Annotated in this window: 15 protein-coding genes; 7 read left to right on the forward strand and 8 right to left on the reverse strand. The window is 65.9% G+C overall.

Going from position 1 to position 21825, the window contains the following annotated elements; genetic code table 11:
- Window positions 1-93 precede the first annotated feature (93 nt).
- The 3 genes from RT028_RS08970 to RT028_RS08980 all read right to left on the reverse strand — a co-directional run bounded on the left by RT028_RS08970 (window position 94) and on the right by RT028_RS08980 (window position 1543).
- Complete coding sequence (locus RT028_RS08970; protein ID WP_312934359.1) at window positions 94-288, reverse strand: DUF1289 domain-containing protein; 195 nt, start codon at window positions 286-288, stop codon at window positions 94-96.
- Window positions 281-805, reverse strand: a complete 525-nt coding sequence (locus RT028_RS08975; RefSeq protein ID WP_312934360.1) for a gamma carbonic anhydrase family protein — start codon at window positions 803-805, stop codon at window positions 281-283. The genes RT028_RS08970 and RT028_RS08975 overlap by 8 nt, the downstream gene beginning before the upstream one ends.
- 138 nt (window positions 806-943) lie before the next feature.
- A complete protein-coding gene (locus tag RT028_RS08980; RefSeq protein ID WP_312934361.1) occupies window positions 944-1543 on the reverse strand; it encodes a CoA pyrophosphatase in 600 nt (199 codons plus the stop codon).
- Between the two features lie 160 nt (window positions 1544-1703).
- Between RT028_RS08980 and RT028_RS08985 the strand changes: the two genes are divergently transcribed.
- The 5 genes from RT028_RS08985 to RT028_RS09005 all read left to right on the forward strand — a co-directional run bounded on the left by RT028_RS08985 (window position 1704) and on the right by RT028_RS09005 (window position 11489).
- Window positions 1704-2270 (forward strand): NUDIX hydrolase, encoded by a 567-nt coding sequence (locus RT028_RS08985; RefSeq protein ID WP_312934362.1) that lies wholly within the window; start codon window positions 1704-1706, stop codon window positions 2268-2270.
- Window positions 2271-2276: 6 nt separating this feature from the next.
- Window positions 2277-2831, forward strand: a complete 555-nt coding sequence (locus RT028_RS08990; RefSeq protein WP_312934363.1) for a L,D-transpeptidase family protein — start codon at window positions 2277-2279, stop codon at window positions 2829-2831.
- Between the two features lie 158 nt (window positions 2832-2989).
- On the forward strand, window positions 2990-4699 hold the full coding sequence (locus tag RT028_RS08995) for a ShlB/FhaC/HecB family hemolysin secretion/activation protein (RefSeq protein ID WP_312934364.1): 1710 nt from the start codon (window positions 2990-2992) through the stop codon (window positions 4697-4699).
- Between the two features lie 38 nt (window positions 4700-4737).
- The gene (locus RT028_RS09000) at window positions 4738-9273 is read left to right on the forward strand and encodes a hemagglutinin repeat-containing protein (RefSeq protein WP_312934365.1); all 4536 of its coding nucleotides are present in this window, start codon (window positions 4738-4740) and stop codon (window positions 9271-9273) included.
- Window positions 9274-9416: 143 nt separating this feature from the next.
- Entirely contained in the window at window positions 9417-11489 is a 2073-nt protein-coding gene (locus tag RT028_RS09005; protein ID WP_312934366.1) for a PhoX family phosphatase, read from the forward strand.
- Window positions 11490-11579: 90 nt separating this feature from the next.
- Here the strand turns inward: RT028_RS09005 and RT028_RS09010 are convergent, their stop codons facing one another.
- Window positions 11580-11891 (reverse strand): YqfO family protein, encoded by a 312-nt coding sequence (locus RT028_RS09010; RefSeq protein ID WP_312934367.1) that lies wholly within the window; start codon window positions 11889-11891, stop codon window positions 11580-11582.
- A 3-nt stretch (window positions 11892-11894) separates the two neighbouring features.
- Window positions 11895-15794 (reverse strand): phosphoribosylformylglycinamidine synthase, encoded by a 3900-nt coding sequence (gene purL, locus RT028_RS09015; RefSeq protein WP_312934368.1) that lies wholly within the window; start codon window positions 15792-15794, stop codon window positions 11895-11897.
- Between the two features lie 235 nt (window positions 15795-16029).
- Between purL and mltF the strand changes: the two genes are divergently transcribed.
- On the forward strand, window positions 16030-17487 hold the full coding sequence (mltF, locus tag RT028_RS09020; protein WP_312934369.1) for a membrane-bound lytic murein transglycosylase MltF: 1458 nt from the start codon (window positions 16030-16032) through the stop codon (window positions 17485-17487).
- Between the two features lie 212 nt (window positions 17488-17699).
- Here mltF and tadA read toward each other — a convergent pair whose 3' ends face one another.
- The 3 genes from tadA to RT028_RS09035 form a co-directional block, all read right to left on the reverse strand.
- Complete coding sequence (gene tadA, locus RT028_RS09025) at window positions 17700-18179, reverse strand: tRNA adenosine(34) deaminase TadA (RefSeq protein ID WP_312934370.1); 480 nt, start codon at window positions 18177-18179, stop codon at window positions 17700-17702.
- Window positions 18179-19561: a multicopper oxidase family protein gene (locus RT028_RS09030; RefSeq protein WP_312934371.1), complete on the reverse strand. Its 1383-nt coding sequence runs from the start codon at window positions 19559-19561 to the stop codon at window positions 18179-18181. The genes tadA and RT028_RS09030 overlap by 1 nt, the downstream gene beginning before the upstream one ends.
- 287 nt (window positions 19562-19848) lie before the next feature.
- Entirely contained in the window at window positions 19849-20454 is a 606-nt protein-coding gene (locus tag RT028_RS09035) for a class I SAM-dependent methyltransferase (protein WP_312934372.1), read from the reverse strand.
- A 395-nt stretch (window positions 20455-20849) separates the two neighbouring features.
- Here RT028_RS09035 and RT028_RS09040 point away from each other — a divergent pair.
- The coding region (locus RT028_RS09040; RefSeq protein ID WP_312934373.1) for a hypothetical protein at window positions 20850-21825 on the forward strand (976 nt) is incomplete at its 3' end.

Here is a 21825-nt window from a genome sequence, read left to right on the forward strand (position 1 = left end):
GGCAGCCACCGCCTGCCCCGGGTGATCGACAACGGCCAGCGCGACCGCTCATCGAGACCGAGCGCGGAGTCGAGCGCCTGGTATGCGCAGGCGCTAGAGCATCAGGCCTGCGGCCACCGCGCGCTGATGACACGCCAGCAGCACCGCACGCCGCTCATCGTCGTCCATCCGCGACCAGCGGGTGATCTCCGCCACGCTGCGCTGGCAACCGGTGCAGATGTCCTGTTCATCCAGTGCGCAGATGCTCACGCAGGGCGACGCCACCGGGCGCGGCCTGGCCTCACTCATCGTCAGCCACCAGATCGGTTGCATAACGCTGGGCATTGCTGACGTAGTGGGCAGCGCTGGCTTCGAGCAACTGCTTCTGCGCCTCGCTGAGTTCACGCACCACCTTGCCGGGCGAGCCGACCACCAGCGAGCCGTCAGGAATCTCCCGACCTTCGGGGACCAGCGCATTGGCGCCGATGATGCAGTGCTTGCCGATGCGCGCACCATTGAGCACCACGGCATTGATGCCCACCAGGCTGTAATCGCCCACGCTGCAGCCATGCAACATGGCGTTGTGGCCGATGGTCACGCCCTTGCCCAGGGTCAGCGGCGAGCCCATGTCGGTGTGCATCACCGCGCCATCCTGCACGTTGCTGTCTTCGCCGATATCGATCAGCTCATTGTCGCCGCGCAGCACCGCGCCGAACCATACGCTGGCGCGGGCCTGCAGGCGAACCTTGCCGATCAGCGTGGCGGTGGGCGCGGTCCAGCTGGTGGGGTGGGCGTCGACGCGCAGGTTGCCCAGGCGATAGTTCATGGCGAAGTCCTCACGGTGAAACAGCTGGCGGTGCCAGTCTCTTTATGGAAAGCCCAGGCCCGGCCTGAAAGTTTTCGAGCGACGATCGGGCCGTTGGCAACGCGGCACGACCGAGGCTCAAGGCGTTTCGTACAGCGCCTAGGGTTCGATGAACCGTTCAGGCGGCTCGTGCAAACTGATGCCGGCATCAAACAGCAGATTGACCAGTTCGACGATCATGATCGCCGACAGCCCCCAGATCTTGTAGTCGCCGTAACGGTAGCTGGGCACGTACCAGCTGCGCCCCTGATAGTCGATGCGGTGAGTGTGCTCACGCGGGTCCTGGCGAAAGAACGCCAGCGGCACACTGAACACCGCAGCGATCTCGGCGTCGTTGGGGCGGTAGTCGACGTAATCGGGGATCAGCCCGACAAACGGCGTCACCTTCAAACCATGCAGGGAAATCAGCGGGCTGAGCGGGCCGAGCACTTCCACCAGCCCTGGCGGCAGGCCGATTTCCTCCTCGGCTTCGCGCAGGGCGGTGTACACCAAGTCGGTGTCCTCGGGGTCGCGCCGGCCTCCCGGAAAGGCCACCTCGCCGCCGTGGGTCGAGAGACCCTTGGCGCGCAGGGTCAGGACCAGCTCAGGCGAATCGCCACGGGTAATGGGCAGCAGCACCGCCGCTTCCGGGAAGCGGCGGTCCGCCTCAACCGATGCAGGGGTGTGGCTGCCCATCCGGCGAACAAGCTCGTCCAGCATTTACGCATTCTCGATTCCGTGGCCTGCCGAGCATGATGCACCAAAAGCCACTAGCGGCCAAAGCCCTGGACAGTGCCGACGCACGTCCCGACGAGGCCCGCTTGCCGAGCCTGCCAGGCGCACGCCAAGATGGCGGGACATTCAAGCAACGGCCATCAGCATGAACTTCTGCAGCGCCTGTGGTAACCCGGTCATCCAGCGCATTCCCGAAGGCGACAGCCGCCTGCGTTTCGTCTGCCCCGCGTGCCAGACCATTCATTACCAGAACCCGAACATGGTCGCCGGCGTGCTGGCCAGCTGGGGCAGCCAGGTGCTGCTGTGCCGGCGCGCCATCGAACCGCGTCGGGATTTCTGGACCCTGCCAGCCGGGTTCATGGAAAACGGCGAAACCCTGGAGCAGGCCGCGCGGCGAGAAACCGACGAGGAAGCCTGCGCGCGGGTGGGCGAGGCCAACCTGTATCAGCTGTTCGACCTGCCGCACATCAATCAGGTACATGTGTTCTTTCGCGCCGAGCTGAGCGACCTGGACTTCGCCATTGGCCCTGAAAGCCTCGAGGTGCGGCTGTTCGAGGAGCATGAAATTCCCTGGGACCGCCTGGCGTTCCGTACCGTGGCAAAGACCCTGGAATGCTACTATCGCGACCGCATCGAGCAGCGCTACCCCATTGGTCATGAGTACGTGCCCCCGATGAACCTCGCCTCCTCCACCCCACTTCCTCGGGAATAGCGTTTCATGCGTTGCTTGCTTGCTGTGTTCTGCCTGTGCCTGGCGTCGATGGCCCAGGCGGCCTTCACCGAAACCATCGTGCGCAAACCCGTGGCTGCGGTCACCGCGCCGGCGCCTGTCAACGCCCTGCCGGTCGCCCCCGTGGACAAGATCCTGGTGCTCAAATCCGAGCGCCGGCTGCAGTTGATCAGCCGCGGCGAGCCGCTGAAAACCTACCGGATCTCCCTGGGCAAGCAGCCCAAGGGCGCCAAGGTACGTGAGGGCGACAAGCGCACCCCCGAAGGCTTCTACTGGATCGACTGGCGCAAGAACAGCAGCCGCTACAACCTGGCCATGCACATCTCCTACCCCAACGTCTCCGATGCTGCCCGCGCCCGGCGTGAAGGCGTGGCCGCCGGCAGCATGATCATGATCCACGGCACCCCGCTCGATGAGCAGTACCCGGAATGGTACTTCCATACGCTGGACTGGACCGAAGGCTGCATTGCCATGCGCAACGCCGACATGCGCGAGGTCTGGAGCCTGGTCAAAGACGGCACGATGATCGAAATCCGGCCGTGACCGCCCGGTCTCGATCTGATCACTGCGAAAACGCCTACAGGCTTTGCACTCCCGCCTGACGTCCATGTAAGTACGGTACGGCATCCAGACGCACACGCTCGTTCTTAGAATTTCCGCAAAAAACAGTACGAATACGTACGCATCTGCGGAAATGACCGATGTTCAACCTGTGCACGCTCCGAACCGGCTCCTGGCATCGCCTGCTGCTACTCAGCCTGATCCTCACCTCACCCGCCGTGGCCGACGACCTCGCCACGCGCCAACTGCGCGAGCAGCACCAACGCTTCGAGGCCGAGCAGGAGCGCCAGCGTCTGCAACGCTGGCAAGGTCGCCAGCAGCCCGCGCCGGATGACGCAGTGCCGCCACCGGCCGTGCAGAAAGAGGCGCATTGCTGGGCCATCAGCGGGGTGCGCCTGCGCGGCAACAAACGGCTCGGCGACCAGACCCTGCGTGACACCTTGCAGCCGTTGCTCAAACCCTGCCTGGGCACTGATGGCATCAACCGGCTGTTGCGCGCGATCACCCAGCGCTATGTGGCGGCCGGCTATCCCGCCAGCCGCCCGCTGCTGGTCAGCCAGCCGCGAGACGGTGAGGCGCTGGACATCCTGATCGTCGAGGGTTTCGTCGAGCGCATCGAGCTGGACCAGGCCAATCCGGCCGTCTCGCTCAGCGGCGCGTTTCCCGGCCTGCTCGGCGAGCCGCTGTACTTGCCGGACCTGGAACAAGGCCTGGACCAGCTCAACCGTTTGCGCGCGTTCGAGTTCGCCGTGCAGGTGTTGCCAGGCCAACTGCAGGGCGGTTCACGGGTCAGGCTGCATAACGAAAAGCCGGGCAAGCGCTGGCACCTGGACACCACCGTCGACAATCGCGGGCTGAGCGAACATGGCCGCCATCGCCTGATGCTCACCCTGGGTCTCGATAGCCCGCTGGGCCTCAATGATGAGCTGCGCCTGTCCGTGCAGAGGCTGGCACTGGGTGCCCGCGATGAGTTCAGAGGGCTCAGCGCTTCTTACACCGTGCCCTACGGCCCCTGGACCTTTTCCGGCACCGCCGCCAAGGCCGAATGCACCACCGAGTTACCCGGCCCGCGCTGGCTGCGCGTCGTCAGTACCTGCAACACGCGGTTTCTGGGTGCGGGCATCGAGCGGGTACTGTGGCGCGAACAACGCGGCATGCTCAGCCTCTCGACGCAGGTGAACCACACCCGCATCGACAGCGCCATCAATGGCTGGCGCATCGGCCTGCAGAGCCCCGAGCTGCTCACCCTTGACACCGGCCTGCACGGTCTGTGGCTGCAACAGGGGCTGTGGACCGCCTCGGCCGGGATCGCCCTGGGCCGCAGTGTCAGCGACGACCCGCGGCGCAAAACCCTGGCGCCGCACTTCATCCGCTACCACGCCAGCCTCACCCACCGCAGTACGTTGGCCAAGCGCCCTGCGCTGCGCCTGAGCAGTGAGCTGAACGCCCAGTACAGCCCGGACAATGTGCCGGCCGCTCACCGTCTTGGTCTCACCGGCGACAACGCGGTACGGGGCTTTCGCACCCACAGCGTATCTGCCGCCAGCGGCCTGACCTGGCGCAACACCCTCAGCCATACCCTTTCGTCGCCCACCTGGCATGGCCTGCAGATAAGCCCGCGCCTGAGCCTGGACCTCGGCTGGGCCCGTCACCACCGCACCCGCGGCAGCTCACGCGACCGAGACGTCGATGCACAACGCCTGATCGGCGTCAGTGCAGGCCTGCAACTCACACTCCCCGACAGCCAGCAGCTGAGCCTGGACTACCAGCGCGCCCTGTACGCCAGCGATCTCCCCCGCCACGCCCTTGAACCTGGTTTCTGGATCATGGAGTGGCGACTGACCCTGTAGCCCCCGACCTGCCATTTCCCCCACAAGAGAGCATCACCATGAATGAAGCCCGTGAACCCTCCGCCCGACGCCCCGACATCCTGCGCTGGACGATCTTCCTGTGCCTGGCCAGCCCGGGCGCCAGTCTCGCCAACGACGCGCTGCAAGCGGCCACCGGCCTGGCCGGCACCCCGCTGATCGATCTCGGCCATGGCGTACCGGTGATCGACATCGTGGCGCCCAACGCCCAAGGCCTGTCGCACAACCAGTTTCTGGACTACAACGTCGGCCAGCCCGGGGTGGTGCTGAACAACGCGCTCAGCGCAGGCCAGTCGCAACTGGCCGGTGCCTTGGCGGGCAATGCGCAGTTCCAGGGCCAGGCGGCCTCCACCATTCTCAATGAAGTGGTCAGTCGCAACGCCTCCCTGGTCAGCGGCCCGCAGGAAATCTTCGGTCGCCCGGCCGACTACATTCTGGCCAACCCCAATGGCATTACGGTCAACGGCGGTAGCTTCATCAACACCACGCGTGCAACCTTTCTGGTCGGTACACCGGTGATCGAGGACCAGCAGCTCAAGCGCCTGGACACGCTCGAGGCCAGCGGCCAGTTGCAGGTACTCGAGGGCGGTATCCGCAGTACCAGCGGGCTGGACCTGATCGCGCCGAAGGTCACCAGCAACGGCCCCTTGGAAACCCCCGGCGACCTCAACGTGCTGGTTGGGCGCAACCGCCTGGACCGCCAGTCGCTGGAGGTGCTCGAACACCTGCCCGGTGAGCTGGGCAGCATCGATGCCAGCCTGTTCGGCGCCATGCGCGCCGGGCGCATCCGCATCATCTCCACCGCCGAGGGCGCGGGGGTGCGCATGGGACCCTCGAGCCTGGTAGCCGGTGAAGAACTGACCGTGCGCTCGGCGGGCGGGCTGACCCTCGAAGGCACCGAGCAGCGCAAGAGCCACCTGCAGGTCGAGCGCGGCAACATGACCCTGGAGGCCGCCCACGACCTGCACCTGAGCGCAGTCACCGGCAGCGCCCGGAGCATTGACCTGAACGCCGGCCAAGCCCTTGTCCTGGACGGCAAGACCCGGGAAAAGATCACCCGGCACACCGACAGCTGGAACAAGAAAACGCTGTTCGTCACCTACGAGACCTACCACAAGGACACCACCACTACCCAGCGCACGCACCAGGGTGTGATGCTCAGCGCCAGCGATGACATCAGCCTGCACGCGGGCGGTGACCTGTCGCTCAAAGGTGCCCAGGTGGAGGCGGCCGACCAGTTGCGCCTCGACGCCGGCGGCCACCTGCAGCTCAGCGCCGCTGCCGACAGCCAACGGGTAGAAACCCGCGTGCGCCACCGCAAGCACCTCTGGCGCGGTGACAGCGACAGCGACACCTACAGCGAAACCGTCGATCCGAGCCGCCTCAAAGGCGGTGATGTGCAGCTCGCCGCCACCGGCGACGTCCGCATCAGCGCCAGCCAGGTCGACAGCCAACGGGCCTTGCAGATCGACGGTCACTACGTCGAAATCGCAGCCCAACAGCTCAATGGCCATGGCACCCAGCGCGAGTACCGTGGCGACCTGGTCTCGGGCACCTTTTTCGGCAACCGCGACGGCCAGGAAAACCGCGGCGGCGAGGTGGTCGGCAGTTCGGTGAAGTCCGCCGGGCCGATGAAGGTCACTGCGCAGCGTGCCACCATTCGTGGCAGCGAAGTGCGCAGCGCAGAGGACGCGGTGCTCTACAGCCAGTCCGGCCTGCTGGAGATCGGTGCAGCGTTCGGCGACCAGACGCGCAAGCGCACGCGCGCCGACAGCCAGGTGTTCGGCCTGTTGGGTAGCCGCAGCGAGCAGACCCGCGGCGAGCAACAGGTGCTGTCCAGCGACGTGCATTCCGCAACCAACCTGCGTCTGGCCAGCGCGGGAGAAATGGCCATCGAGGGCGCGCGCATCAGCGCCGCGCAAAAACTCGACGTCGAGGCCGCCGGCAACCTCAGCATCAGCAGTGCCGCCAGCCAGCACAGCCTCGACAGCACTGAGCAGCAACGCCGCCTCGACGCCCATGCCGAACAGACCCGCGAGGCCGAGGGCGATACACCCGGCTCGCGGCAGTTCGATGCCGGAGTGGGCTATGAAGTGGCGAGCGTCGAGCAGCATCGTCAGGAAACCCGCCAGAGCGCCAGCGAACTCAAGGGCGGCAGCGTCGACCTGCGCAGCGGCGAAACCCTCAAGGTCATGGGCTCGAACGTGACCGCCGAGCAAGGCGACCTGACCCTGATGGCCAAGGCCGTCGAAGTGGGCGTGACCCGCAACCACACGCAAGACACCACCACGCGCACCACCAGCGGTGGCGGCTTGCACGTCACTGGCGGTATCGACCGGGTGGGCAGCGCCTTCAACGGCAAGCGCGACCAGACCACCACCGAGCACACCCAGAGCCAGGTGCAGCGCAGTCAGCTGCAGGCGGCAGGCGACATCAAGGTCGAGGCCAAGACAGTGATCAACGAGGCCGCCACGATCGAGCCTGGCAAGACGTTCAAGGTCGTCGCCGAACAGGTCGACAACCGCGCCGCAGACAACACCGACACCACCGACACCACGACCCGCAACTGGAGCGGTAGCCTGGGCGCCAGCCTCGAGTACCGCGACCTCACGCGCCCGATCGAACGCCTGGTGCAAGGCGAGGAAGCCGCACGCTTCCAGCAGGCTTCGACCGAAGACGCCATGGCGCCGCCAAGCGTCGGCGCCGACCTCACCCTGGCGCACCAGAATAGCCACAAGGTCGAGACGCAGAGCACCGCCCAGGTCAGCGCAATCAACAGCGGCGACGTCCAGATCAAGGCCCGCACCGTCAACGACGTCGGCACCCGCTATGGCTCCAGCGCCGGCAAGGTGAGCATCGACGCCGAGCAGCACCAGATGCTCGCGGCGCACGACCGCCACACACTCACCGAGGACTCACTGAAGATCGACACCAGCCTGCGCGTCGACACCAGCACGGGCCAGGACCTCAACGCGCGAATCACCGGGGCCGTGGCGAAGGACAGCAGCGCCAGCAGCCGTACCACCGCCCAGGTCGGCAGCCTGCAAGGGCAGGCCGGCATCCAGGTGCAACTGGGCGCCGATGGCCTCTACGAAGGCACACGCATGGACGGCGGCAGCGGCCCGATCCTGATCGACAGCAAGGGCCCGCTGACCCTCAGCGCGGCGGCCGACACCCATGAACAGACCGGCAGCGAGCTCGACGCCAGCCTGTGGACCAAGGGCGGCAACCGGCCTGGCAAGATCGGCCTGGATGTTCGCGGCTATGGCGACTACAGCGCCGCCGAGTCCAAGGACAGCACGGCCAAGGTCGCCCAGCTCGATACGCAAGGCCCGGTGACCTTGCGCAGCGGCGCCGACCTGCTGCTCGAAGGGGTGCGCATCGGCAGCCGCGAGGCACCGGTGAGCGAGGCCCACCTGGAAAGCGCGGGCGTGCTCAAGGACGTGGCCGCCTACGACACCCGCCAGGCCAAAGGCAGCACACTGGGCGGCGGCATGGAAGTGGCCGGCTCACAAGGTGCCAGCAGCGGTGGCGGGCTTGGCGGCCACCTGACTTCGGCCAGGGTCGATGAAGACACGCGCACTGCCCAAGACCCGAGCGTGCACAGCGCCGGCACCCTCGGCATCGCCAGCCAGGCACGCGAAGACCAGGCGATTCACCTGCAGGGCCTGCAGGCCAGTGCGCAAACCCTGAAGCTCGACGCCAGCAAGGGCGGTCTGCTGGTCGAGGCCTCGGCCAACCAGGTACTGCGCGACAACCTGGCGCTGACCGGTGGCGCCGGTTTCAACCTGAGCAAGGCGCCAACACCGGCTGAAGGCACCCGCAGCCTGCATGGCCGGGTCACGGTCGAGCTGGACAAGCGCAACAATCAGACCTGGAACGACAGCGCACTGCGCGCTGATCAGGTCAGTGTGAACAGCGCCGGCAACGCGCGCTTCGAGGGCGTGCGCGTCGAGGCCGAGCAGATCAGCGGCGCGATCGACGGCGACCTGCAGGTGGCCAGCCGCCTGGACCACGTCGACACCACGCAGGTGAAGGTCGATGCGCGCCTGAGCCACGAGAAGAACCCGCAGGGCTACATCAACGCCGCGACCGCAGTGGCCGGCCCGGCGGGCGGCAAGGTCGAGGCAAAAGTGGGCCCTGCGCTGAGCAAGGTAGACCCAGGCCTGTCGCCGACCTTGCGCATTGATGCTTCGCACATCGCCAGCGACAGCGTGGCGCAGCAGAGCGGGCTCAAGGGCAGCCAGGGCATCGCCCTGACGGTCGCGGGCGATACGCAACTGATCGGCGCACGCCTGCAGGCGCCGCGCGGCAGCGTCGAGCTGGGCGGCGGCAGTGTCTCGCAGCAGACCCTGCGCGGGCAGGACTACCGCCGCGACGTGAGCGTCGATGCCTCCAACTCGTTGGTCGACATGGGCACGGCGGTGGCTGAAATCAGCAAGAGCAGAGGCGCGGCCGAAGGCGAGAACGCCCTCGATCTGGGCCTGCTGCGCACCAGTGGGCACAGCCGCGACAGTGAGTGGAAAGCGTCAATCCAGGAGAAGAACAACCGCTGACAGCCTGAGCCACCGGCGGCCCGTTCTCGGGGTCGCCGGTGTTCGCTACTGGTCGGTGACACTTTATTTCGGCGTCACAAAACCTTCATAACCGCGACCTAGGGTTGCGGTTTTCCGTTTCATCACACCAGTAAGGACACCTCATGAGTCAAGAAAGCGGCGACAACCTGGATCGCAATCTCAGCGGCAACCTGCCGATGGCCCACGTCATAGAGGCTCGCCTGAGCCGGCGAACGATGCTGCGTGGCAGCCTGGGCGCGGCAGTCGCAATGATCGCCGGCGTCGGCCTCGGCGGTGCCGAGCCGGCCCTCGCTGGCGAACCACCCTCGGCCGGCCAAGGCTGCGCGCCCGGCGGTCCGCCGTCGAGTGCTCGCCCGTCTGCGGTCACCCTGGGCTTCGACTCGATCCCTGGCTCGCGCACCGATGGTTGCACCGTGGCCGCCGGGTACAGCGCCTACGTACTGGCCCCTTGGGGCACCCCCCTGAACCGCAGCGCCAGGCCCTGGCAAGCCGACGGCAGCAACAGCGCTGTGGACCAGGCCAACGCCATGGGGATGGGCCACGACGGCATGTATTTCTTCCCGATCGACGGCAGCGCCGAAGACGGCCTGCTGGCGATCAACTTCGAGCACATCGACCCGGCTGCCCTGCACCCCGCCGGGCCTACCGTTGACGCCCACGGCAAGCGCCCGGCCGAAGAGGTTCGCAAGGAAATCAACGCCCACGGCGCCGGCGTGGTGCGCTTGAGCAAACGCCAGGGCCGCTGGCAGGTGGTCGACAACCACCCGCTCAACCGCCGCTTCACCACCGCCTCGCGCATGGCCATCGCCGGCCCCCTGCGCGGCTGCGAGCAGCTCAAGACCCGTTACTCGCCCGCGGCCACGCACTGCCGCGGCACCAACAACAACTGCGCCAACGGCTACACCCCGTGGGGCACCTACCTGACCTGCGAGGAAAACTGGCCCGGCATTTTCGTCAACAAGGCCACCCTCCCCGCCGATCAGGCGCGGCTCGGGGTGTCGACCGCCAACGGCTATTACCGCTGGGAAAGCGCAGCGGGTGATCCCAGCGAAACAGACGACGAATTCGCCCGCTTCGACATCACACCAGGCGCCGGTGAGGCCAGCGAGGACTACCGCAATGAGGCCAGCACCTTCGGCTACATCGTCGAGATCGATCCCTACGATGCCCGCACCCTGGCCACCAAGCGCACTGCGCTCGGGCGCATGCGCCACGAGGGCTGTTGCCCCGGCATCGCCCAGGCGGGCAAGCCGCTGGTCTGGTACATGGGCGATGACTCCTACAACGAGTACCTGTACAAGTTCGTTTCCGAGGCGCTGTGGGACCCGGCCGATGCCACCCCCCGCGACCGCCTGGCCACCGGAGCCAAGTACCTGGACCACGGCAAGCTCTACGTTGCACGTTTCGATGCAGACGGACGCGGCGTGTGGCTGCTGCTCGACCCCAGCAGTGCCACTGCCGACGGCAGCACCCTCGGCGCACGCTTCGGCGATCTGCCGGGCGTGATTCTCAATACCCGTGGCGCTGCCGATGCACTGGGCGCAACCCCCATGGACCGTCCCGAGTGGACTGCCGTCAACCCGCTCAACGGTGACGGCTACGTCACCCTGACCAACAACCCCCTGCGCACCGCCGACGGCGTCAACGTCGCGAATCCGCGCGGGCCCAACCGCCATGGCCATATCGTGCGCTGGCACGACAGCGATGATCAGCGCAGCTTCACCTGGGACATCTTCGTCTTCGGCGCCAACGCCGCTGGGGGCGCCGAGATCAACCGCTCAGGCCTGACCGAGCACAATCAGTTCGCCAGCCCCGATGGGCTGTGCTTCGACAGCCGCGGCGTGTTGTGGATTGAAACGGACAACAGCGAGAGCAGCGTGACTGACTACACCAACGACCAACTGCTCGCCGTGGTGCCGCAGCGGTTGCTGGATGCGGCCGGCAAGCCAGCGCCGATCAACGCCAGCAACCAGGACGAGCTACGGCGCTTCTTCGTCGGGCCGAAGGGTTGCGAGGTAACCGGGATCGCCTTCACCCCCGACAACAAGACCTTGTTCGTCAACATCCAGCATCCGGCCAACTGGCCTCGTACCGACAGGGCCACTGACGCGACACCTGCAGGGCGGTCGGTGCGCCCCCGCTCGGCCACGGTGGTGATCCAGCGCGATGACGGCGGTGAAATAGGCACGGCCTGATTGCCCGACAGGCCGCGCCACACCGCTCCGCATTGAGTGGGGCGGCGTGGCGCGGACCTGGATACAGGGCTGAGGCTGCTGAGTACCGTTTCAGATGTCGAGCAACTGCCAGACGTCGTAGGCGGGGGTTTCATAGGGGTGGTGGTCTTTTAGCGCCGCCACCACCTGCGTGATCGCGTCATCGGCCACGACCAGCTCGACTTTCCATTCTTCCAGCCGCTCCACCTCACCCCTGCGTCCGCTGAACGGCTGGCTGCCGTCCAGTGGACGAAACTGGCCCTGGCCGAGGGTCTGCCAGGCGCAGTGGTCGTAATTGCCGATGTGTCCGCCGCCTGCGGCGAACACAGCGGCCTTGACCGCTTCCACATGGCTGTCAGGCACGAAGAAGGCCAGTTTGTACACGCCTCAGTTCACCCACGCCCGTGCGTTGCGGAACATGCGCATCAGGGCCGCATCTTCCTGCCACTCGTCCGGACGCCAGGAGTTCTGCACCGCACGGAACACGCGCTCGGGGTGCGGCATCATGATGGTCACGCGGCCGTCGCGGCTGGTCAGGCCAGTAATGCCCCGTGGCGAACCGTTGGGGTTGGCCGGGTAGGTTTCGGTGACCTTGCCGTGGTTGTCGACGAAGCGCAGGGCCACGCAGCCCGACGCGTCGGCTTCGAGCATGGCGTTTTCACTGCTGAACTCGGCATGCCCTTCACCGTGGGCGATGGCGATCGGCATGCGCGAACCGGCCATGCCGTCGAGGAAGATCGAATTGGATTTCTGTACCTCGACCATCGCAACGCGCGCCTCGAACTGCTCCGAACGGTTGCGCACGAAGTGCGGCCAGTACTCGGTGCCGGGGATCAGCTCGTGCAGGTTGGACATCATCTGGCAACCGTTGCACACGCCCAGGGCGAAGCTGTCGCTGCGCTCGAAGAAGGCCTGGAAGGCATCGCGGGCGCGGCTGTTGAACAGCGCCGACTTGGCCCAGCCTTCGCCGGCGCCCAGCACGTCGCCGTAGGAGAAGCCGCCGCAGGCGACCAGGCCCTTGAACGCTTCGAAGTCGACGCGGCCGGCGAGAATGTCGCTCATGTGCACATCGACTGCGGCGAAACCTGCGCGGTCAAAGGCCGCGGCCATTTCCACCTGACCGTTGACGCCCTGCTCACGCAGGATCGCCACTTGCGGACGCACACCCTTCTTGATGTAGGGCGCTGCAATGTCGTGGTTGACGTCGAAACCGAGCTTGACCGACAGGCCGGGGTTGTCTTCCACCAGCAGGGCATCGAACTCCTGGTCAGCGCAGTCGGCGTTGTCGCGCAGGCGCTGGATCTGGTAGCTGGTTTCGGCCCACTGGCGTTGCAGCTCGCGGCGATCACCGCTGTACAAGGTGGCTTCACCGAGGCGCACATGTACTTCGCTGTTGTTGATCGGCTGGCCGACCACCGCCACGCAATCGTCACCCAGGCCCGCTGCGCTGAACTGCGCCAGCACCACCGGCGTGGAATCGCGGCGCACCTGGATCACCGCACCGAGCTCTTCGTTGAAGAGGATGGCGCAGGCTTTTTCAGGGGTGCCGGTAAGGGTCTTGAGGTCGAGGTTCAGGCCGCAGTGGCCGGCGAAGGCCATTTCCAGCGCGGTGGTCATCAGGCCGCCGTCGGAACGGTCGTGGTAGGCCAGCAGGTGGCCATCGGCGTTGAGGCCCTGGATCACGGCGAAGAACGCCTTGAGGTCTTCGGCGTCGTCCACGTCCGGGGCAATGCTGGCCAGCTGGCCATGGGTCTGCGCCAGGATCGAGGCGCCCATGCGGTTCTGCCCACGGCCCAGGTCGATCAGGATCAGGTCGGTTTCGCCCTTGTCCATGCGCAGTTGCGGGGTGAGGGTCTTGCGCACGTCGGTGACCGGGGCGAAGCCGGTGATGATCAGCGACATGGGCGAGGTCACGCTCTTGTCGACGCCTGCCTCGTTCCACTGGGTCTTCATCGACATCGAGTCTTTGCCGACCGGAATGGTGATGCCCAGTGCAGGGCACAGCTCCATGCCGACGGCCTTGACGGTGTCGTACAGGCGGGCGTCTTCACCCGGGTGGCCGGCGGCAGACATCCAGTTGGCCGACAGTTTGATGTCGGCCAGCTTGCCGATCTGCGCAGCCGCCATGTTGGTAATGGTTTCGCCGATGGCCATGCGTCCCGAGGCCGGGGCGTCGAGCAGGGCCAGCGGGGTGCGCTCGCCCATGGCCATGGCTTCGCCGGTGTAGACATCGAAACTGGTGGCGGTGACCGCACAGTCGGCCACCGGCACCTGCCACGGGCCGACCATCTGGTCGCGGGCCACGAGGCCGGTGATGGTGCGGTCACCAATGGTGATCAGGAAGCTCTTGCTGGCCACGGCCGGGTGCTTCAACACGCGTTGCAGCGAATCTTCGAGCTGCAGCGTGGCCGGATCGAAGGCGTCGCCAAGTTCTGCTTCACGGGTTGCCGAACGGTGCATGCGCGGCGGTTTGCCCAGCAGCACGTTGAGCGGCATGTCCACCGGGGTATTGTCGAAATGACGGTCGGTGACGGTGAGGTGCGGCTCTGCGGTGGCCTCGCCGACCACGGCGAACGGACAGCGCTCGCGTTCGCAGATGGCCTGGAAGCGCTCGAAATCGACGGCGCTCACGGCCAGCACGTAACGTTCCTGGGACTCGTTGCTCCAGATCTCGTGCGGGGCCATGCCCGGCTCGTCATTGGGCACGTTACGCAGTTCGAAACGGCCACCGCGGCCGCCATCGTTGACCAGTTCCGGGAAGGCGTTGGAGATGCCGCCGGCACCGACGTCATGGATGAAGGCGATCGGGTTGGCGTCGCCCAGCTGCCAGCAACGGTCGATGACCTCCTGGCAGCGGCGTTCCATTTCCGGGTTTTCCCGCTGCACCGAGGCGAAGTCCAGGTCTGCCGAGCTGGCACCGGTGGCCACCGACGAGGCGGCGCCGCCACCCAGGCCGATGAGCATGGCCGGGCCGCCGAGCACAATCAGCTTGGCGCCAACGGTGATTTCGGCCTTCTGCACGTGGTCTTCACGGATGTTGCCCATGCCACCGGCGAGCATGATCGGCTTGTGGTAGCCGCGCACTTCGCTGCCGTGGGGGGTATTGATGGACTGCTCGAAGGTACGGAAATAGCCGGTCAGGGCCGGACGACCGAATTCGTTGTTGAACGCTGCGCCGCCCAGCGGGCCGTGGATCATGATGTCGAGGGCATCGACGATGCGCTCCGGCTTGCCATAGGCCTGTTCCCACGGCTGGGCGAAGCCCGGGATGCGCAGGTTGGACACGGTGAAGCCGGTCAGGCCGGCCTTGGGCTTGGCGCCACGGCCGGTGGCACCCTCGTCGCGAATTTCCCCGCCAGAGCCGGTGGAGGCGCCGGAGAACGGGGCGATGGCGGTCGGGTGGTTGTGCGTTTCGACCTTCATCAGGATGTGCACAGGTTCCTGCACGGCACCGTATTCGCGGCTATCCGGGTTCGGGAAGAAGCGCCCGGCCACGCTGCCGACGATGACCGAGGCGTTGTCCTTGTACGCCGACAGCACGCCTTCGCTGTGCATCTGGTAGGTGTTCTTGATCATGCCGAACAGGCTTTTTTCCTGGGCCTGGCCGTCGATGTCCCAGGTGGCATTGAAGATCTTGTGTCGGCAATGCTCGGAGTTGGCCTGGGCGAACATCATCAGTTCGATGTCGTTGGGGTTGCGCTTGAGGCCCTGGAAGGCCTCGACCAGGTAATCGACCTCGTCGTCGGCGAGCACCAGGCCCAGATCGATGTTGGCCTGGGCCAGGGCCGCGCGGCCGCCGCCGAGCACGTCGACCGAGGTCATCGGCCGTGGCTGGGCGTGGCTGAACAGGTCGGCGGCGTCTTCCAGACGCGGCAGGACGCGCTGGGTCATGCGGTCGTGCAGCACCGCGGCGACCTCAGCCGCCTGAGCGTCGCTCAGCTCACCCGCCACGTAGTAGGCGATGCCCCGCTCCAGGCGCGCGATGCTCTGCAGCCCGCAGTTGTGGGCAATGTCGCTGGCCTTGCTGGCCCACGGCGAGATGGTGCCTAGCCGCGGCACGACCAGGAACAGGCGGCCCTGGGGCTCCTGCACGGCCACGCTTGGCCCGTACCTGAGCAGGCGACCCAACACCTGCTGCTGGTCGGCACTCAGCTCGCCGTCAACGTCGGCAAAATGGGCGAATTCGGCATACAGGCCGGAAACAGCGGGGACTTTCTGGCTCAGTTGCTCGAGTAACTTACCGTGGCGAAAGGCAGAAAGGGCAGGAGCGCCGCGCAGGATCAACATCGTCGGGACAGCCTCAAGAAGGGGTGTGCTTGGAGGCCGGGCATTCTAGCCTAAGTCCGCCGAATTCGGCACCCGCCACAGGGCAGAAAGCGCTGCCCGGATGCGCTGAAGGGCAGCTGGAAGCGCTTCCCCGCCTGCACGGATGGGTTGTGGCCCAGCGCTGGGCATTCGCTATCAGACAAGATCATCGTTGTCGAGATATGGCGAAACCGGCCCTTTGCGTATACTGCACCCCATGTTCGCCCACACTGCTTTGCGCCAGCGTTGCGCCAGATGGCTCATCGCAACCGGACTCTTCCTGATGCTCGGTGCCTGTGTTGAAAAACCCAGCACACTCGAACGCGTCAAGGAAGACGGCGTGCTGCGCGTCATCACCCGCAACAGCCCCGCCACCTATTTCCAGGATCGCAACGGTGAAACCGGCTTCGAATACGAGCTGGTCAAGCGCTTCGCCGATGAACTGGGCGTGGAGCTGAAGATCGAAACCGCCGACAACCTCGATGACCTGTTCAGTCAATTGGGCCAACCCTCCGGCCCGGTGCTGGCCGCGGCCGGCCTGGTCAGCAGCGAGCAGCGCAAGACCCAGGCGCAGTTTTCCCATGCCTACCTCGACGTCACGCCCCAGGTCATCTATCGCAACGGTCGACCGCGTCCCACCCAGCCCAGTGGCCTGGTCGGCAAGAAGATCATGGTGCTCAAGGGCAGCAGCCACGCCGAGCAACTGGCCGCGCTGAAGAAACAGTACCCGGCATTGGAATACGAAGAGTCCGACGCGGTCGAGGTGGTTGACCTGCTGCGCATGGTCGACGAAGGGCAGATCGACCTGACCCTGGTCGATTCCAACGAGCTGGCCATGAATCAGGTGTACTTTTCCAACGTGCGCGTGGCCTTCGACCTGGGCGACGCCCGCGATCAGCGCTGGGCCGTGGCGGCTGGGGAAGACGTCAGCCTGCTCAACAAGATCAACGATTTTCTCGATGAAGCGCAGAAGAACGGCACGCTGCAGCGCTTGAAAGACCGTTATTACGGGCATGTGGACGTGCTCGGCTATGTCGGCGCCTACACGTTTGCCCAACACCTGCAGCAGCGCCTGCCCAAGTATGAAAAACAGTTCAAGGCCACCGCCAAGACCGAGCAGGTCGACTGGCGCCTGCTCGCGGCCATCGGCTACCAGGAATCGATGTGGCAGCCTGAAGTCACCTCCAAGACCGGTGTGCGCGGCCTGATGATGCTGACCCAGCGCACCGCCCAGGCCATGGGTGTGTCCAACCGCCTGGACCCGCGCCAGAGCATCATGGGCGGTGCCAAGTACTTCATGCTGGTCAAGGACCAGCTCGACGACAGCATCAAGGAGCCGGATCGCACCTGGTTCGCTCTGGCGGGCTACAACGTCGGCAGCGGCCACCTGGAAGACGCCCGCACCCTGGCCAAGCGCGAAGGCCTCAACCCGAACAAGTGGCTGGACGTGAAGAAGATGCTGCCGCGCCTGGCGCAGAAGCAGTGGTACAGCAAGACCCGCTACGGTTACGCCCGTGGCGGCGAGCCGGTGCATTTCGTGGCCAACATCCGCCGCTACTACGACATCCTCACCTGGGTGACCCAGCCGCAGCTCGAAGGCCAACCGGCCGACGGCAACCTGCACCAGCCTGGGGTGAACAAGGACAAGCCGGCGGATCAGCCCGCCCAGCGCTGAGCGGGCGGTCAGCTGAGACGCCGTCGTGTATGCGTGGTCGGTCCGGCGCTCCGGCCATCGCGGCTGAAGCCGCTCCTACACCGACCATGCTTACCTACATCTCGGCAGCCCGACGCGCCCTCTGTAGGAGCGGCTTCAGCCGCGATGGGCGGCGCAGCCGACCCAGTGGCTGCAACTGAATTTACCTGGCGGGCCGAAGTGCACACGGCGCGTTAGCCTCTGGCTCGACGCGCCTTGAAAAACGCACTCAACACCTGCCCGCATTCTTCGCCCAGTACCCCACCGTCGACCAGCACCCGGTGATTGAGGAACATCTGGTCGAAGAACTGCCCCTGGCTCTGCACCACCCCTGCCTTGGGCTCAGTCGCCCCGAACACCACCCGGGTGATTCGCGCATGCACGATCAGCCCCGCGCACATGCTGCACGGCTCCAGGGTGACGTACAGGGTGCTGCCCGGCAGCCGGTAGTTGCGGGCCGATTGTGCGGCGGCGCGGATGGCGACCATCTCGGCGTGAGCGCTGGGGTCGCTGTCGAGAATCGGCCGATTGAAGCCCTGGCCGATCACCTCGCCATGCTGCACCAGCACCGCGCCCACCGGCACTTCGCCCAGCTTGGCGCCTTGCGCGGCGAGGCTCAGGGCCAGGCGCATGAAGTCTTGATCGCGGCTGCGATCGATGATGAGCGGGCGCATCAGACCACCGCGATCGCAGCCATCAGGCCGGTTTCCATGTGGTCGATCACGTGGCAGTGGAACATCCAGGTGCCGGGGTTATCGGCCACCAGCGCCACCTGTGCGCGCTCGTTCTTGCCGAGCAGGTAGGTGTCGGTAAACCACGGCTCGCGGATGTCGTGACGGTTGGAGTTGATGACCTTGAAGCTCATGCCATGCAGGTGGATCGGGTGCTGGTACTGGGTCATGTTCTTCAGTTCGAAAATGTAGCTCTTGCCCTTCTGCAGCGTGGCAATGGGGCGGTCGGCGCAGGTCTTGTCGGTGATGTCCCAGGCCTGGCCGTTGATCTGCCAGAGGCTTGGCGGACGGCCGTTGTCGGTATCCACCGAGACCTTGCCGGCCCACTCGAAGTTGAAGTTGAGCTTCTCGGCGTTGGCCAGGTCCGGCTCGGCAACAGGGTTGGCCGGCAGAGGCTTGGGCCAGTCGCCCGGGGCGTCGTTGCTGGCCACCGAACGCAGCGTGCCTAGGCGCACGAAGCCGTCACGCAGAGAGATTTCCTCCCCCGCCTCGGGGATGCGGATCGCCAGGCAGATGCGCATGCCCGGGCCGAGCCAGTACTCGTCTTCCAGCGGCCGTGGGGTGATGGGGTTGCCGTCCAGCGCGTAGATCCGCGCTTCGCAGTTGCCCTTGAGATTGATGCGGTAGGTCCAGGTGTTGTCCAGGTTCAGCAGGCGCACCCGCACCACCTGGCCGGCCGGCAGGTCGGTGACGGCGTCAGCATGGCCGTTGATGGTGATCAGCCGGCCTGCAGTGCCGTTGCGCGCGGCCTCGCGCGGTACGCTGAAAGGCATGAAGGCGCCCTGTTCGTCCACGTGCCAGGTTTTCAGGCTGAGGGTGCGTTCATGCACAAAGCCCGTGGGCTCGCGCTCTTCGACGATCAAGGGCCCGACCAGGCCGCGCCCGAGTTCTTCCGAACTGCTGACATGGGGGTGATACCAGTAGCTGCCGGCATCGGGCACGCGGAACTTGTAGTCGAAATACTCCCCCGGCTTGACGGGCAGTTGCGACACGTAGGGTACCCCATCCATTTCCAGCGGCAGGCGGATGCCGTGCCAATGGATGGTGGTCTCGACCGGCAGGTGGTTGATGAAGCGGACCCGCAGCCAGGTGCCCTGGCGTACGCGCAACTCGGTGCCCGGCGCAGAAGGCCCGAAGGCCCAGGCCTCGGTCTGGTAGCCCGGTACCAGTTCGACATTCAGGGGCGCTGCGATCAGTTCGTAGTCATGCCCGGCGTTATCGTCCTCGACCTTGCCCAGCCAGTAGCGCGCGGTGCCCCCGGCGCCCAGGCCAACGACGGCCAGACCACTGAGGCCGATGAGAATCTGTCGACGGGTAAAGGACATTGCGGCGGGCACCTCGTAGCGCGGAGTCATTCTGCCAGCATGGCTGGCGATCGAAGGCGAATACGATACACCTGCATTTGCAAAACGCTAAATGAAGTCTGTGACTGGGGCACCTGAGCTGAGCGGATGGCAAGAGGAAGCGGTCCTGCTCCGGTCAGCCGCGAAAGGCGGTGATGCCGGCCGGATGGCTGCAGTCGCGCTTCATCAGGGGGTGAGGTCTCGTGTGCTGGGCCGGCTGCACCGGCCCTAGGGCTGCAGTTGCGCGGCAACACCCACCACGGCTTCCCTCAGCCTTCCGGGAAATGCTGCTTGGCAATCGCCACCACTTCTTCATGGGTAACCGGCGCCAGGGCTGCCACGGCCCACAGGTCGAAGGCCGGATATCCCCGCTGGATCGGCAGCACCATGTCGAAACCTGCGGCCTGCAGCGACCCCGTCAACACGCGTTTGGTGAAGCCGCAGCGGTGGGCCATGTACAGGTTGCCGTTGGCCATGGCCGGGCGGTGACCATAGAGGATGTCGATCGGCGCGATGGGGCCGGCCGGCGAGCGGTAGGCCTCGTCGGTGAGCTTGTCTTCGGCGACCAGCGCGCACACCGACTGCAAGTCCGGGCAGGTGATGATGACAAAGCCGCCCGGCTTCAGTACGCGGCGAAACTCGGCCAGGGCCACCGGCACTTCATGCGGATAGAGGTGCTCGATGTTGTGGCTGGAGAACAGCGCATCCACCGAAGCATCGGCCACCTGGGACATGTCGGTCATGGTGCCGACGAGATCCGGGTTGACGCTCTGGTCGATGTCGAAACGCAGCTCCTGCCAATCCGCCGAGGCAAAGCCCTGGGTCGTGCCGCTCTTGTTCTTGGGACCGCAACCTACATGCAGAAAGGTTTTCACAAATCGGGTACTCGCAGCGCAGAAACAGGGGATGAGAAGCCAACGCACGCCGCATGGCACGCGCCGCATCTCGCGCACACTAGTGCTGTGGCCAAGAGCGGTCAAGCGCACTGGAAACACGGCCTGAACAGCTGGCAACCACTCGTCGGACAGCGCTTGGCGCTGTCTGCAACGCAGCCTGTGCGGCACGGCACCGGACCCCGCCGTTAAAAGCCCAGCCTATAGATAGCTTGCTTTTTATAACCAAAAAGCTGCAAACGGCAAAACGCCATCAAAAAAGATTCTTAATGTTTCGAAGGGCCGTGTCGCTAAACGATTGGGGGGCTACCGATTGACCCGCCCAAGGCTACGGCGACAACGCTGGCAGCGCACTAAAACCTAGATAGGATGCGTTCATGAGCTACATCTCTTCGTTGACTCCAGCGCAAGTCGCTGCCTTGAGCACGACCACGATCGCCGGGCTGGCAACCCAGGACGTCGCGGCCCTGAGCACCGCTCAGATCGCCCAGATGACCACCGCGCAGATCGCCGTCATCAGCAAACCCAACATCGCCGTGCTGTCCACGACCCAACTGCCGGCACTGACCACTGCACAGATCGTTGCGCTGACCACCGCCCAGGTCACCGCGCTGAAAGCCACCCAGGTGGCCGCCCTGACCACCACGCAAGTGGCTGCCATCGAAACGGTCGACATCGCCGCCCTGCCCGCCACCCTGGTGACGAGCCTGACCACTGCGCAGACCGCCGCCCTGACCACGGCCCAGGTCGTGGCCCTGACCACCGCGCAGGTGGCTGCCCTGAAGACCACCCAGGTCGCAGCACTCACCACTACTCAGATGGCCGCGATGGAAACCGCCGATGTCGCCGCGCTGAGCACGGCCAGCATCGTCGCCCTGACCACCGGCCAGGTGGCTGCGCTGACCAACGCGCAAATCGCCGCGCTGAAGGTCACGCAGATCGCTGCACTGGAAAACGCCGACGTCGCGGCACTCACCACCGCGCAAGTCGTGGCGCTGACCACCGCGCAGGTCGCGGCCCTCAAGGCCACTCAGGTTGCCGCCCTGACCACCGCCCAGGTCGCAGCCCTGGAAGTGGCGGACATCGCTGCCCTGCCCGCCACCAGCATTGCAGCTCTGACCACCGCGCAAACCGCGGCGCTCACCACCGCTCAGGTCGTGGCCTTGACCACCGCCCAGGTCGCCGCGCTCAAGCCCACCCAGGTCGCAGCCCTGACCACCACGCAAGTGGCCGCTCTGGAGCCCAATGACCTGGCCGCGCTCACCACCGCCGGCATCGTTGCCCTGACCACGGCCCAGGTCGCCGCCCTGACCACCGCCCAGGTGGCCGCGCTCAAGCCCGCCCAGGTGGCGG

The sequence above is a fragment of the Pseudomonas sp. genome (assembly GCF_032058845.1).
Taxonomy (GTDB): Bacteria; Pseudomonadota; Gammaproteobacteria; order Pseudomonadales; family Pseudomonadaceae; genus Aquipseudomonas.

Coding starts and splice junctions, on each gene's coding strand:
- RT028_RS08970 (WP_312934359.1), bottom strand. CDS start 288: ATGAGTGAGGCCAGGCCGCGCCCGGTGGCGTCGCCCTGCGTGAGCATC.
- RT028_RS08975 (WP_312934360.1), bottom strand. CDS start 805: ATGAACTATCGCCTGGGCAACCTGCGCGTCGACGCCCACCCCACCAGC.
- RT028_RS08980 (WP_312934361.1), bottom strand. CDS start 1,543: ATGCTGGACGAGCTTGTTCGCCGGATGGGCAGCCACACCCCTGCATCG.
- RT028_RS08985 (WP_312934362.1), top strand. CDS start 1,704: ATGAACTTCTGCAGCGCCTGTGGTAACCCGGTCATCCAGCGCATTCCC.
- RT028_RS08990 (WP_312934363.1), top strand. CDS start 2,277: ATGCGTTGCTTGCTTGCTGTGTTCTGCCTGTGCCTGGCGTCGATGGCC.
- RT028_RS08995 (WP_312934364.1), top strand. CDS start 2,990: ATGTTCAACCTGTGCACGCTCCGAACCGGCTCCTGGCATCGCCTGCTG.
- RT028_RS09000 (WP_312934365.1), top strand. CDS start 4,738: ATGAATGAAGCCCGTGAACCCTCCGCCCGACGCCCCGACATCCTGCGC.
- RT028_RS09005 (WP_312934366.1), top strand. CDS start 9,417: ATGAGTCAAGAAAGCGGCGACAACCTGGATCGCAATCTCAGCGGCAAC.
- purL (WP_312934368.1), bottom strand. CDS start 15,794: ATGTTGATCCTGCGCGGCGCTCCTGCCCTTTCTGCCTTTCGCCACGGT.
- mltF (WP_312934369.1), top strand. CDS start 16,030: ATGTTCGCCCACACTGCTTTGCGCCAGCGTTGCGCCAGATGGCTCATC.
- tadA (WP_312934370.1), bottom strand. CDS start 18,179: ATGCGCCCGCTCATCATCGATCGCAGCCGCGATCAAGACTTCATGCGC.
- RT028_RS09030 (WP_312934371.1), bottom strand. CDS start 19,561: ATGTCCTTTACCCGTCGACAGATTCTCATCGGCCTCAGTGGTCTGGCC.